Below are 12952 nucleotides of genomic sequence, written 5' to 3'. Positions count from 1 at the left end.
ACAGGAGCGCCGGTTGGGCTGGATGCTGTGCGCGCCGGCCGTGATCGTCATGCTCGCCGTCACCGCGTACCCCATCGTCTACGCGATCTACCTCTCACTGCAGCGCTATGACCTGCGTTTCCCGCAGCAGGCGCACTTCGTCGGCTTCAGCAACTACGGCGCCGTCCTGTCCTCGGAGTTCTGGTGGCAGGCTCTGTGGGTGACGGTGTTCATCACCGTGGTCTCCGTGATCGTGGAACTCGTCCTCGGATTCGCCCTGGCGCTGGTGATGCACCGCACCATCTTCGGCCGCGGAATGGTTCGCACCGCCATCCTGATCCCGTACGGCATCGTCACCGTGGTCGCCGCCTACTCCTGGCAGTACGCCTGGACCCCGGAAACCGGCTACCTGGCGGATCTCCTGCCCTCCGGTTCCGCTCCCCTCACCGAACAGTGGCCGGCCATCGGTCTGATCATCCTGGCCGAGGTGTGGAAGACCACTCCGTTCATGGCTCTGCTGCTGCTCGCCGGCCTCGCCCTGGTGCCGGAGGAGACGCTGCGCGCGGCGCAGGTGGACGGCGCCGGAGCCTGGCAGCGCTTCTTCCTGGTGACGGTCCCCCTGATGAAGCCGGCCATCCTGGTCGCTCTGCTGTTCCGGACCCTGGACGCCTTCCGGATCTTCGACAACATCTACATCCTCACGTCCGGCGCGCACAACACCGGCTCGGTGTCGATCCTGGGCTACGACAACCTCTTCACCGCGCTCAACCTCGGCATCGGCTCAGCCATCTCCGTACTCATCTTCCTGTGCGTGGCAGTGATCGCCTTCGCCTTCATCAAACTGTTCGGGGCGGCCGCCCCCGGCTCCCAGGAAGGGGGACGCTGATGTCCGCCACCGGACGACGACGGATGGCGGGGTGGGCCCTGGTCAACATCATCGTGATCGTCTATGCCCTGTTCCCGGTCTGCTGGATCATCTCTCTGTCCTTCAAGGACCCCAGCACCCTCACCGACGGCAGCTTCATCCCGACGAAGTGGACGTGGCAGAACTACCACGGGATCTTCCAGACCTCCGAGTTCACCCGGTCGCTGATCAATTCCATCGGCATCGCCCTGATCTCCACGGTGATCGCGGTGGTGCTGGGCACCATGGCGGCCTATGCCGTGGCCCGGCTCCGGTTCCCCGGCAAGAGCCTGCTGATCGGCATGTCGCTGCTGATCGCCATGTTCCCGCCCATCTCGCTGGTCTCGCCGCTGTTCAACATCGAGCGGATCATCGGCATCTTCGACACCTGGACCGGTCTGATCATCCCGTACATGACCTTCTCCCTGCCGCTCGCCATCTACACGCTGTCGGCGTTCTTCCGGGAGATCCCCTGGGATCTGGAGAAGGCGGCCAAGGTGGACGGGGCCACCCCGGCGCAGGCGTTCCGGCTGGTGATCGCTCCGCTCGCGGCGCCGGGCGTGTTCACCACGGCGATCCTGGTGTTCATCTTCTGCTGGAACGACTTCCTCTTCGCGATCTCACTGACCTCGACCTCGGCGGCCCGGACCGTGCCGGCGGCCATCGCCTTCTTCACCGGGAGCAGTCAGTTCGCCCAGCCCACCGGTTCGATCGCCGCCGCCGCCGTGGTGATCACCATCCCCATCATCGTCTTCGTGCTGCTGTTCCAGCGGCGCATCGTGGCCGGGCTCACCTCCGGAGCCGTCAAGGGCTGACCGGCGGCAGCCGTTCGTCAGGACAAGAAGGACCGACCGTGGCAGAGATCGTTCTCGAAGGCATCACCAAGCGCTACCCCGATGGTGCGGTGGCGGTGAAGGACGTCAACCTCAGTGTCGGGGACGGCGAGTTCGTCATCCTCGTCGGGCCCTCCGGCTGCGGCAAGTCCACCACCCTCAACATGATCGCCGGGCTGGAGGACATCACCGAGGGCACCCTCCTGATCGACGGGCAGGTCGTCAACGACAGGACTCCGAAGGACCGCGACATCGCCATGGTCTTCCAGAGCTACGCCCTGTACCCGCACATGAGCGTGCGCGACAACATGGGTTTCGCGCTCCGGCTGGCCAAGGTGGACAAGGCGACCATCCGCGAGAAGGTCGAAGAGGCCGCCCGCATCCTCGACCTGACGGAGCATCTGGACCGCAAGCCCGCCAACCTCTCCGGCGGCCAGCGCCAACGGGTCGCGATGGGGCGGGCCATCGTGCGCGACCCGAAGGCGTTCTTGATGGACGAGCCGCTCTCCAACCTGGACGCGAAGCTCCGCGTCCAGATGCGCACCCAGATCTCCCGTCTCCAGCAACGCCTGGGCAGCACCACGGTCTACGTCACCCACGACCAGACCGAGGCCATGACACTGGGCGACCGGGTGGTGGTGATGCGCGGCGGAGTCGTGCAGCAGATCGGGACCCCCCAGCGCCTCTACGAGCAGCCGAAGAACCTCTTCGTCGCCGGGTTCATCGGTTCCCCCGCGATGAACTTCCTGCACGCCACCACGGAGGAAAACCGCCTGCGCACCTCGGTGGGCGACCTCGACCTCAGCGACCGGCTGCGCCGCATCCTCGAACGGCACAACGCCCCCCGGGACCTGATTGTGGGGCTGCGCCCGGAGGCCTTCGAGGACGCCGCCCTGGTGGATCCGAGCAGGAGCGGATCGGGTACGACCTTCAGCGTGGACATCGACGTGGTCGAATCGCTGGGATCCGATGTCTACGCCTACTTCACCGAGGACGAGTGGCAGCCCACCGCCACCTCCGAACTCGCCGAGCTCGCGGCCGACTCGGGGTCGACGGACACCGGCGCGGGCGGGCACCAGATCGTCACCCGCCTCGACGCCTCCACGCGGGTCCGCGAGGGCAGCCGAGCCGAACTCTGGGTGGACACCGCCAAGATGCACGTCTTCGACCCGGCCTCCGGGGCCAACCTGACCCTGTCCGACGAGGCCGCCGACTGACCCTTTGGCTCGGGATGTGTCAAGGCCACCCCATCCCGAGCCAACGCCCGAGCCAGCAGGCGGGCGGGACGGCGGCCGTCGGAGTCTCTATCGCTCGTGGCCGTTCCCGTGTCCGTTCGGGTGCAGGACCACCTTGGTCCATCCCTCGTCACGAGCGTCGAAGTGCTCGTAGGCGGTGAGGGCCTCATCCGAGCCGACCTGATCGACCCGACCGGACCCGACCGGACCCGACGACGAGGCGCCCTTCGTGGTCAGGGCGAATCCTGGCACCCGTCGGACCCGGGGGGTGGACGCCCCTCCTCCTTGGGTCCGACGGGTGCCCCGGAAGCCGACGCTCCTTCACTTCCGCTCCTTCGTGGGAAACACGTACTCGTCGAGGACAAGGCCGACGGCGACGGCCGCCGGAATGGCGACGAGGGCGCCGATGATGCCGAGGAGCGCTCCACCGACCAGCACCGCCAGGACGGTGACCAACGGGTGGACGTCGACCGCGAACTTCATGGCCCTCGGCACGATGAGGTAGTCCTCGGCGATCCTGAAGACGACGTAGAAGACCGCGGTCGCGATCGCGATGGGCAGGGACACGGACAGCGCGACGAGACTGACGACGACACCGGCCAGAGTGGAGCCGACGATCGGGATCAGGTCCATCAGGGCGGTGAAGATGCCCAGGGCGGCGGCGTAGGGGACGCCGGTGGCGACGCACCAGGCGAAGGTCGCCAAGCCGGCGATCCCCGAGGTGACAAGGTTGCCGAGCATGAACTTCCCGATCCGGTTCATGATCTCTTCGGCCACACCCTCGACGCGTTCGCGCCGGCTCGCGGCCACGAAGCGGTAGCAGAACTGTTTGATGGCGGGCAGGGCCGCCATGCAGTAGAGGGTCACCGTGATCACGATCGCCGTGGACGTGAGGGTACTCAGGACCATCTGGCCCGCGCCCAGGACTCCCCCGGCCAGCCCACTCGCTCCGTTCCCCGAGCCGATCTGCTGCTTGGCCTTCTCGACCAGGTGGTAGCGGTCCTCCAGGCGACCGATCGCCGACTGGTGGTCATGGACCTGCTGCAACCAGCCGGGCACCGCGTCGACCAGTGCGGACATCTCCTTGGCCACCGGCGGAATGACCAGAGCCAGGAACCCGCCGAGCACCACGATGAACCCCGTCAGCACGATCGCGACGGCCCAGCCGCGCCGCAGGCCCCGGCGCGTGAACCACCCGACGAGCGGTTCCAGACTGATGGCGATGAACACGGCCAGCAGCAGCAAGGTGAGCATCGAGCTCACTCGCAGAACGGTCTGAACGGCGAGCCACGCCAGACTCGCTCCCAGGCCCAGACCGAACCCCACCGTCACCCACGACCTCCCGCGCCCGTCGCGTGGATGTCGAGGCGGCGGCTCCTGAGGCGCCTTCTCCAACGTCTCCACGACGTCCGCCGGGCCGGGACCGGAGTCGTGTACGCCCGTCCCTTCCACCGCACGGTGCTCCTGCCGAACGGACTCGGGCTCGGGCCCGGACTGCACAGACATCGTGACGCCTCTCCTCGACTGCCTCGACGGGCGTGGCGCGTGCCATTCGGGACACTCCTGAACACCTCTCGCCCTGTGCCGTCGCCCACGAGCGGTTCGTCCGAGACGAGTTGCGGCACAGATCCTGGTACCCACGGACTGCGCTCGTACCGCGTCCGTGCCCCGCCCAGCGCGTCGTGGGGCGACCAGGACACACGCGTGGTGAACGCTTGGCCGACATCCGATCTCTTGAGGCGGGAGCCGTACACCGTGACCGATCTCGATCCCTTCACCGGCCTGCTCGACTACCCGATGTACGTCGTGACCGCGCAGGCGGGCGGGGAGAGAGCCGGCTGCCTGGTCGGATTCGCCTCGCAGTGCTCGATCAGGCCCGCCCGGTTCATGGTCTGGCTGTCCAGGGCCAACCGCACGTACCGGGTGGCCGAGCACGCCGAACGGCTCGCGGTCCATCTGCTCCGCCGCGACCAGCACCGGCTGGCCCGGCTCTTCGGAGGCGATACCGGCGACCGTACGGACAAGTTCACGGACGTCTCCTGGCACCCGGGACCGGGCGGATCACCGATCCTCGACGAGGCCCCCGCCTGGTTCGTCGGCCGCGTGGAGAACCGGATCGACGGCGGCGACCACGTCGGTTTCCTGCTCGCCCCGGAGGCGGCACGACATCTCGCGGGCGGCCACGCCACTCTGCTGACGCTGGGCGACACCCATGACATCACCCCGGGCCACCCGGCGAACTGACCGGCGCCTCTTCCCGGGCGCATGGAGCGGGGACAGTCCGGCTTCACCCGCTTGCAGCCATGGCCGTCGGCCTCGGACTTCTGTCCGTTTTCCCGTCTCAGCCGTGCTCCGGTGAGCTCCGACGGCTGCGGCGCGAGGTCCGAACCCCACTTCCCCATAGGGCGGTCGATAGAATGGACGATGCCGACTTTCACCCCGATATCGGCATCACCTGTGCGGCGCCCACCCTGGACGCCGCACAGGATTCCCACCCGGGCCGGCCAGAATCCGATATTGCGCGCGGCGGGCTTTCGGCATCCATGTTCCGCTTCATGATCTGGAGTGCCGCGCCGGCGAGACTCTCGTGGATATGGGCGACCGCGTCGCAGGGAACGGGTCCACTCGCAGATGCTGGATGTGCGCATCGAGCGCCGAGCGCCGAGTAGACCACCCGCGGTTCGGCGACCTGGCCGCACGGAACCATGCGGTCGCTGTGCTCCTGAAGCAGGGCACGAGCCCGGTTGCCCGCGAAGACGACCACGAAGATCGCGTGTGGGCCTCCGTTCGAGGGGAACCCAGAGGACAGAGTTGCACATACCGGCACCAATCGGGCGAGCAATGATGTGGAGGTGCCTCATGGGGATGCCTGGAGAAGTCCCGCTCCTCACGCCACCCGGCGTCTACGCGCCCCAACAGGACACCGAGCTCCTGATCCACGCATTGCTTCGGGAGCGCGTGGGCCCCGACACCGACGTGCTCGACCTGGGAACCGGCAGCGGGGCCCTTGCCCTGCGGGCCGCGAGAATGGGAGCGCGGGTGACGGCCGTCGACATCGACTGGCGCGCCGTACTCACCACGCGCCTCAACGCGCTCCTCGCCAGACGTCGCGTCACCGTCCGTCATGGCGATCTCACCGCGGCCGTACACGGACGGACCTACGACCTGGTGGTGAGCAATCCGCCCTACGTTCCGTCGCCCAAGCTCCGACTGCCGGCCCGGTCCCCGGAGCGCGCTTGGGACGCCGGGCCGGACGGCCGGGTCTTCGTGAACCGCGTCTGTGACGAGGCGCCCGCCGCACTGCGCGCGGGAGGCGTGCTGCTGCTCGTCCACTCCGCTCTGTGCGGGACCCGGCCGACGCTGCGGCGACTCGTTCGCGCGGGATTCGACGCCGCGGTCACCGACCGCGCTTTCGTCCCCTTTGGACCTGTGCTGAACTCACGCCGGACATGGCTGCGGCACCAGGGCCTGCTCACCGACGAGAACGACAACCGTGAAGAGCTGGTGGTCATCCGTGCCTGGCATGCCTGAGCGACCGCGTCGCATAACCGTGGACCGCGACGGTCCGCTGCTCGTCGAGGGTCCGGTCGAGGTGGTGCTGGAGGACGGCACGGTCCTGACTTCCCGCCGTTTCCGGGCGGCGATCTGCACCTGCCGACGCAGCCGGACCTATCCCTGGTGCGACACCAGTCACCGACGCCGGGCCAGGCGGGAAACACCGTGAGAGGCCCCCTCCTGCCGGCGCCGCGGGGCGAGATATCGAGCTCTCTCGTCTCCACACTGCGCTATGGCACCCCGCTGCCCGCACTCCCCCATGGCCTGGAGGACGCCGATCCGTACGGTGACGATGTACAGCTCGCGCTCTACACACTGTACGAACTCCACTACCGCGGCTTCACCGAGGTGAGCGACGAACGAGAGTGGGACCCCGGGCTACTGGCCCTGCGCCGGTCCCTGGAACTGCGCTTCCTCAAGGCCCTGCGCGACGATGTGACAGCCGACCCTGACGTCGGCAACGCCCTCGGAGACCTGCTTATCGAACCGGTCGGCTACGACGAGGCCGGCGTCAGTCACTTCCTCGAACGCGACGGCGAACTGTGGCAACTCCAGGAGTACGCCGCCCTGCGCTCGCTGTACCACCTCAAGGAGGCCGATCCGCACGCCTGGGTCATTCCACGCCTGTACGGCCGGGCCAAGGCGGCCATGGTGGCGATCGAGTTCGACGAGTTCGGAGCCGGCCGCGAGGAGGACGTCCACGCCCGCCTCTTCGCGGATCTCATGGCCGACCTCGGCCTGCGCACGGACTACGGCCACTACGTCGACGCGGCCCCCACGGAGGCGGTCACCACGGTCAATCTCATGTCCCTGCTGGGCCTGCATCGAGCCCTTCGGGGCGCTCTGGTCGGGCACTTCGCCGCGGTGGAAGTCACCTCCTCACCAGGGTCCAGGCGTCTGGCCGCCGCCCTGCGCAGAGTCGGAGCGGGCAAGCCCGCGCAGCGCTTCTACGACGAGCACGTCCAGGCCGACGCCGTCCACGAGCAAGTGGTCCGCCGGGACGTCATCGGCGGTCTCCTGGCGAGCGAACCCGAACTCGAACCCGATGTCGCCTTCGGCGTCCGGGTCACCGGCTTCCTCGAAGACCGGCTGGCGGCCCATCTGTTGACCGCGTGGAGGCAGCGACGCAGCGCGCTGCGGATTCCGCTCGGCCCGGACGCCGAATGACCGGCACGCAGGAGGCCGGACGCGTCGTCCGGTCAGCGCGGCCGGTCGAGCCGACGCCGCGAGCCGTCGAGCGGGCGGCTCCGCCGGAACCGAACCACAAGCGATCACGGCGCGCTCACCCATGTCCAGCGCCTCACTCTCCGTTGCCTCTGCCCACGCCCGCGGTGTGCGGCGCCGCGGACCGGCGCCCGGCGCACAGGATGCCGTTACGGCGACTCGCGGACGGTTCGCCGGTGTCGCCATGGAAAATGGCCGCGCTGGCCGGTGCGACGGCTGCGGGCTTGGGAGATGCGGCGGCCGGTCGGCGTTCTGGTCTGGGCCTCGTGGAGGCCGTGGACGTCGTGCCGGGGGCGGCGGCTGCCCTGGCCAGCCAGGAGCGGGCGGTGTCGAGAGCGTCTGTGATCTCACGTGTTCCGGTGGTCACGCACAGGGTGTAGGCGAGGTCCCGCAGGCGCTGGTCTGCGGGCGCCGCGCCATCGGGCGATTCCTCGGCGCGGAGCGACTCGTATTCCGCGACGAGCCGGCGCAGAGTGGCGGGGAGGGGCATCAACATCGGTGCAGCTCCTTGGGACTGAGGCTGTCTGGCCTTGCCTGATTGTCATGTCAGCGTGTACGTGGCCTGAGTAGGCGACCGCCCGGCTCTCGGGGAACAGAGCCCTGCGTCACGCCGCCGCCGCTGCTGGAGCGGGTGGGGCATGCGCCTTCCCACAACAGGGGACCCGCAGGGTCCACGTGCGGTCCCGGAAATGTCGTTCCACCTCGCCGGTGATGGTCGGTACGGCGCAACTCTCGAAAGCCCCGCCGCCGAGGCCGAAGCGGTCGACGGCCTTGACCGGCCCGAGCGCAGTGGCCTGGCGCAGGTACACCACAGCAAGGAAAGGCCGCAGCAGGCAGGGAGAACACATCCCCGCGGGGCGTGCGCCTTCGGTCCGAAGCGCGAGTTTTCGTGTGCCCCTCCGTCATGACCGCAAACACGTGTCCCTCCCATGCCGTACCGCAGGTCCACACGCCCAGGGCGGCTTGCCCTGGGCGGGCCACGAAATCTCGGGAGCGCTGAGACCGTCGCCCGCCGACTGATGACATCCCGTCAACTCGCGCTCCCCGGCGACGGCCGCGATGCGTGCCGCGAGTCGGCGCCGCGCGGATGGCGGGTCACCAACGTCTCAAGACGACAGGCCCGGCTGCTCGATCTCATCCGCCCTCCCCCACGGCCCCCGCCCGGGAAGCGGTCATGCGGACGGTCTGCGGTCCTCCAGGGACGCGGCTCTGGCCGCGGGCGGGACCCAGTCGCGGCGCCGGTGTCGACTAAGTGATTGCGGGTCGCCTGAGATCTTGGCGACCGCCGCGGAGATCTGCCGCTTCAGATGGTCGGGCAGCGGATCGCCGGTGACTGCCGCGACCAGTTCCTCGGCGATGAGGCGAAGTTTGGTGTTGCCTCGCTGGGACACCTCGACGAGGACGCTCCAGGCGTCTTCGCCACTCAAGCGGAACGAGGCCATCAGGACTCCGCGCGCCAGGTCTATGACCGACCGGCTCCCCATCGCCCGCTTCAGGTCGACCACCTCGGCCCGCAGGTCCTTCTCGTACGTCCCGTCCGGTTGAGGACCAGCACCGTTCGTGGGTGCGAACAAAGGTGCTGTGCCGGTGAGCATGAGCAGCCGCTCGACCGCATGTCCAGCAGCGCCGATATGGACCGTCTTGCCCTGGGCACGGGCAAGATTCCGGAGGCGCAACAGGACCCGGAGGCCGGAACAGTCACAGAAACCGACCCGCACGAGGTCCAGGTCCAGGCCCTGGCGCGCCTGGGTCAGAGCAGCGGACAGGCTGTGCTGCAGGGGCTGCGCGGTATCGATGTCGATCTCACCGGCAACGACGACCAGCGTCCGTGGGCCGGCGGGATGCACGGCGGTGTCGAGGAAGGGCGACGCGCCTCCCGGCCTGGCACCGCAGGCCAGTACAGCGTGGGCGGCTTCGTCACCGCTTCCCTCGGGGGGAGAGAGCGGATGTTCTCGCATGGCATACAGGTTCACCCTCGACCTTGTTACACGTCAAGAGATACATGAACTTTCTTTCGCCCTTTTGAATGCGTGAACTAAAGGGCCTACTCTGGGGGGATGACTGAGGTACCCGAGGGACACAGCGGCTGGACCTTTGTGACCAACCACGCACGAGTCCTCGCCGCGATCGCCTCCGGTGCGCAAGGCACGCGCATCCGCGACATCGCCGCACGGTGTCGGCTCACCGAACGGGCAGTCCAGAAGATCATTTCGGATCTGGAGCAGGACGGCTACCTGGACCACACCCGGCGCGGGCGCACGAACCTGTACCACATCCAACCCGGGACCATCCTTCGGCACCCGGCCGACTCGGGCCTGACGGTGGCCGGTCTCCTGGCGGCTCTCGACCAGCACGAGAGCTCTCCCGATACCCCGCCGGGACAACGAACGGCGCAGTCCCCATCCGATCGTTCCGATGTGCTCACTCACGACGACAGCACGGCCACCTCGTAAGGTTCCCGCGGCTCTGGTCAGCGCCTCAGCCGCGGAGCGGCGGACGAACGGTTCGACGCCAAGATGACCGTCCTGATGGAGAACGTCCGCCACCACGTCGAGGAGGAGGAGCAGGAGGGTTTTCCCGACGTACGCAAGACCATGGGCCGCAACCGGCTCTCCGAACTGGGGGAGCAGATGGAATCGGCCAAGACGACGGCTCCGAGCGAGCCCCACGCCGTTCCCAGCGCCGAGCGGTAGGCCGTTCGGGACAGGCAGCCGCTCGGTGGATCGAACGCCGTCGAGCCAACGGGCAGGCCGGTGGCGGCCATTTGCCACGCCCCGTGGATTCTCGTCGAGGCCGATGTGCTGCACGGGCGCAACCTCACTTCGTGGCCGAGCCTGCGCACCGACATCCGCAACGCGGCCGGGAATTGGGTGGACGAACAGGTCAAGGTCTGCGACAGCGGCCCGAACACCCTGATCACCGGCCGCGAACCGGACGACCTGAAGGCGTTCTGGCAGGCCCTGGTGCACGAGTTGGGCCGTGCGGCCGTCTGATCGCGGGACCGGTTCAAGCCAAGTCGGGCTTGGCTGAACGTAAATTCGCCCCTGTCCCGGGCAAGGTGACTTGCCCGGGACAGGACCTGTCGCCGCCACTGACGAGGACGAGGTAGCCGGTGCCCCGAACCGGACTGTCCGGGTGGAGGCGGCGGGCGCCCACGCGGTGTACCAAGACCCCGCCGGCCTCCTCGACCGCCTGGACACCAGCGTCTTCGCGGACAGGGAAGTCGTCCGCGTCGATGACCCGGCGGAACGCGGCGAGTTCCGTGCCGCTCGGCGAGGTCGCCAGGACGATCGCGGTCCTCCCGTGCGGAGGGCCGAAGTTGCGGCTCTCGGACTCCTCCGACCCAGCAGTTGATCGCGACCTCACAAAGCGCCTGGACCGCACGCGTGCGGGGAGACCGCCAGGTGAGTGAACGGGCGCGTGTACGAGGGGTATGGCGGAAGACCGGTGCGGTATGTGTGCGGCCGTGCTTCACAAACAACAGCAGAATCAGCAGGCCGGGTTGGCCCGGCCCGGCCGTGGATTTCGGCGCGGGTGGGTCGGCGCCGTCGCGGCCGTGGTCACCGGCGCCCTGACCATGGGCATGGGCCCGATGGGCCCGCACGGCGACGGCCTCAGCCCTGACATCACCGCCATCATGCACAAGCCGGCCTACAAGCACGCCCAGTGGGGGCTGCTGGAGATCGACAACAGGACCGGCCGGGTCATCCACTCACAGCATCCGGACCAGTTCTTCATCCCCGGGTCGACGGCCAAGCTGGTCAGCGTCTCCGGCGCCTGGAACGCCCTGGGCGGTGACCACCGGTTCACCACCCCCGTCCAGGCGGTCGGCCGCCGCAACGGCTCGGTACTGAACGGCAATCTCGTTCTGGTCGGGAAGGGTGATCTGACCATGGGCGGCCGAACCGCGCCCGACGGTGCGGTGTCGTACACCACGATCGACCACACCTACGCCAACGACGTCCCCGGGGCGATCCTCACCCCGGAGAACCCACTCGCCGGGCTCAACCGCATCGCCCGTCAGGTACGCCGTTCCGGCATCACCGAAGTGCGGGGGAACCTGGCCGTCGACACCCGGCTGTTCACCTCCTACGCGGAGCTCGATCCGACGCCGCCCCGTTGATCATCAACGACAACGTCATCGACCTGCTGTCCACCCCGACCTCTCCCGGCCGGCCCGCGCAACTGAGCTGGCGTCCCCAGGTCGCGCCCTACCGGGTGACCTCGACCGTGCGGACGGTCGCCGCGGGCGGGGCCACGGACATCCAGGTGTCCGCCTCCCCCGACGGCACGCGGATCAAGCTGTCGGGCACGATCGCCGCCGACGCGAAGCCGGTGCTGCACATCTCGAACGTCCAGGATCCGGCGGCCTTCGGGCGCACCGCGCTGATCGAGGCGCTCGCCCGGGCAGGCGTCAGGGTGGCCGCTCGACCGACCGGCCCCAACCCGGCCGACCTCGTACCGCGGTCCTACGCGGGTACGCGGCGCGTCGCCGCGTACGTCTCGCCGGTCTACGCCCAGTACGCCAAGCTCATCTTCAAAGTCAGCCACAACCTCGGTGCCAACCTCGCGATCTGCCTGATGGCCGTCACCGCCGGCAGCCACCAGTGCATCGACGGCTTCCCCGTCCTGAACCGCTTCCTGCGCAAGGCCGGGGTCGACCCGACGCAGGTGCAGCTCCTCGACGGCCGCGGCGGCAATCCCGTCGACCGGGTGACCCCGCGGGCGGAGAACGAACTGCTGCACTACTGGCAGGGAACTCCCGACGCGGACCGTTTCCGCGAGGCCCAGCCGATCCTCGGCGTCGACGGCCTCCTGGCCTTCGTCTGCGACGGCGAACCCACCTGCCCCGGCAAGGGCAAGGTGTGGGCGAAGACCGGTACGGTCGCCGGCCTCGACGCCCTCAACGAGCGACTGGCGGTCGGCGCGGAAAGCATCGGCGGCTACCTCGACGCCGGCCACGGACGCCTGCACACCTTCTACCTCGCGGTGAACGGCGCGTCCACCCCGGACATCCAGGGCGTCATCGACATCGGCGACGACCTGGCCCGTATCGCCGGCCTGCTGCAGGAACAGGCCGCGGGCCACTCACGCTGATCCTCCCTCGCAGCCCCGAGGGCCCCGACCGCACCCAGCGGTCGGGGGCCCTCCAACGACCGCCCGCCGCAGGCCGGTGATACTCCCGCTTCGCCTCGACCAGGTAGGTGGCGGCCGGACGTTAC

General features: G+C 68.7%; 15 protein-coding genes and 2 pseudogenes. 12 read left to right on the top strand and 5 right to left on the bottom strand.

Features of this window, described 5'->3' with window-relative positions; genetic code table 11:
- Positions 1–22 precede the first annotated feature (22 nt).
- From OHT01_RS38905 to OHT01_RS38895, 3 genes are read left to right on the top strand one after another with little or no spacing between them, the layout of a single operon-like run.
- Positions 23–865, top strand: a complete 843-nt coding sequence (locus tag OHT01_RS38905; RefSeq protein WP_328558415.1) for a carbohydrate ABC transporter permease — start codon at positions 23–25, stop codon at positions 863–865.
- Entirely contained in the window at positions 865–1698 is an 834-nt protein-coding gene (locus OHT01_RS38900) for a carbohydrate ABC transporter permease (protein WP_328557825.1), read from the top strand. Before OHT01_RS38905 ends, OHT01_RS38900 begins: the two co-directional genes overlap by 1 nt.
- A 38-nt stretch (positions 1699–1736) precedes the next feature.
- A complete protein-coding gene (locus OHT01_RS38895; RefSeq protein ID WP_328557824.1) occupies positions 1737–2933 on the top strand; it encodes an ABC transporter ATP-binding protein in 1197 nt (398 codons plus the stop codon).
- An 87-nt stretch (positions 2934–3020) separates the two neighbouring features.
- Here the strand turns inward: OHT01_RS38895 and OHT01_RS38890 are convergent, their stop codons facing one another.
- Both OHT01_RS38890 and OHT01_RS38885 read right to left on the bottom strand, forming a co-directional pair.
- Positions 3021–3203 (bottom strand): hypothetical protein, encoded by a 183-nt coding sequence (locus tag OHT01_RS38890; RefSeq protein ID WP_328558438.1) that lies wholly within the window; start codon positions 3201–3203, stop codon positions 3021–3023.
- A 69-nt stretch (positions 3204–3272) separates the two neighbouring features.
- On the bottom strand, positions 3273–4283 hold the full coding sequence (locus OHT01_RS38885) for an AI-2E family transporter (RefSeq protein ID WP_328557823.1): 1011 nt from the start codon (positions 4281–4283) through the stop codon (positions 3273–3275).
- Positions 4284–4706: 423 nt separating this feature from the next.
- Between OHT01_RS38885 and OHT01_RS38880 the strand changes: the two genes are divergently transcribed.
- The 4 genes from OHT01_RS38880 to OHT01_RS38865 all read left to right on the top strand — a co-directional run bounded on the left by OHT01_RS38880 (position 4707) and on the right by OHT01_RS38865 (position 7673).
- On the top strand, positions 4707–5195 hold the full coding sequence (locus OHT01_RS38880; RefSeq protein WP_328557822.1) for a flavin reductase family protein: 489 nt from the start codon (positions 4707–4709) through the stop codon (positions 5193–5195).
- 615 nt (positions 5196–5810) lie between these two features.
- Positions 5811–6482 carry a HemK2/MTQ2 family protein methyltransferase gene (locus tag OHT01_RS38875; protein ID WP_328557821.1) on the top strand — a complete coding sequence of 224 codons (672 nt, stop codon included), beginning with the start codon at positions 5811–5813 and terminating at the stop codon, positions 6480–6482.
- Entirely contained in the window at positions 6466–6675 is a 210-nt protein-coding gene (locus OHT01_RS38870; RefSeq protein ID WP_328557820.1) for a CDGSH iron-sulfur domain-containing protein, read from the top strand. Before OHT01_RS38875 ends, OHT01_RS38870 begins: the two co-directional genes overlap by 17 nt.
- A complete protein-coding gene (locus tag OHT01_RS38865) occupies positions 6672–7673 on the top strand; it encodes an iron-containing redox enzyme family protein (RefSeq protein ID WP_328557819.1) in 1002 nt (333 codons plus the stop codon). The genes OHT01_RS38870 and OHT01_RS38865 overlap by 4 nt, the downstream gene beginning before the upstream one ends.
- 133 nt (positions 7674–7806) lie before the next feature.
- Here OHT01_RS38865 and OHT01_RS38860 read toward each other — a convergent pair whose 3' ends face one another.
- The 3 genes and pseudogenes from OHT01_RS38860 to OHT01_RS38850 all read right to left on the bottom strand — a co-directional run bounded on the left by OHT01_RS38860 (position 7807) and on the right by OHT01_RS38850 (position 9688).
- A complete protein-coding gene (locus OHT01_RS38860; RefSeq protein ID WP_328557818.1) occupies positions 7807–8226 on the bottom strand; it encodes a DUF5133 domain-containing protein in 420 nt (139 codons plus the stop codon).
- 160 nt (positions 8227–8386) lie between these two features.
- A pseudogene (locus OHT01_RS38855) lies at positions 8387–8533 on the bottom strand (B/F/G family RNA polymerase sigma-70 factor); the annotation flags it as partial.
- A 369-nt stretch (positions 8534–8902) separates the two neighbouring features.
- On the bottom strand, positions 8903–9688 hold the full coding sequence (locus tag OHT01_RS38850) for an ANTAR domain-containing protein (RefSeq protein WP_328557817.1): 786 nt from the start codon (positions 9686–9688) through the stop codon (positions 8903–8905).
- Positions 9689–9787: 99 nt separating this feature from the next.
- Here OHT01_RS38850 and OHT01_RS38845 point away from each other — a divergent pair, with 99 nt between their 5' ends.
- The 5 genes and pseudogenes from OHT01_RS38845 to OHT01_RS38825 all read left to right on the top strand — a co-directional run bounded on the left by OHT01_RS38845 (position 9788) and on the right by OHT01_RS38825 (position 12827).
- Positions 9788–10183, top strand: coding sequence for a helix-turn-helix transcriptional regulator (locus tag OHT01_RS38845; protein WP_328557816.1), 396 nt, complete (start codon positions 9788–9790; stop codon positions 10181–10183).
- Between the two features lie 63 nt (positions 10184–10246).
- Positions 10247–10423: a hypothetical protein gene (locus tag OHT01_RS38840; RefSeq protein ID WP_328557815.1), complete on the top strand. Its 177-nt coding sequence runs from the start codon at positions 10247–10249 to the stop codon at positions 10421–10423.
- Between the two features lie 51 nt (positions 10424–10474).
- Positions 10475–10723 (top strand): annotated as a pseudogene (locus OHT01_RS38835) (DJ-1/PfpI family protein); the annotation flags it as partial.
- A 473-nt stretch (positions 10724–11196) separates the two neighbouring features.
- Positions 11197–11853 (top strand): D-alanyl-D-alanine carboxypeptidase, encoded by a 657-nt coding sequence (locus OHT01_RS38830; protein ID WP_328557814.1) that lies wholly within the window; start codon positions 11197–11199, stop codon positions 11851–11853.
- Complete coding sequence (locus OHT01_RS38825) at positions 11850–12827, top strand: D-alanyl-D-alanine carboxypeptidase (protein ID WP_328557813.1); 978 nt, start codon at positions 11850–11852, stop codon at positions 12825–12827. Before OHT01_RS38830 ends, OHT01_RS38825 begins: the two co-directional genes overlap by 4 nt.
- The last annotated feature ends 125 nt before the right edge of the window (positions 12828–12952 follow it).

Origin of the sequence: Streptomyces sp. NBC_00358, from assembly GCF_036099295.1 — a bacterium.
GTDB lineage: Bacteria > Actinomycetota > Actinomycetes > Streptomycetales > Streptomycetaceae > Streptomyces.
Note: the sequence above shows the minus strand (reverse complement) of the source record. Positions and strands in the feature narration are given on the sequence as shown.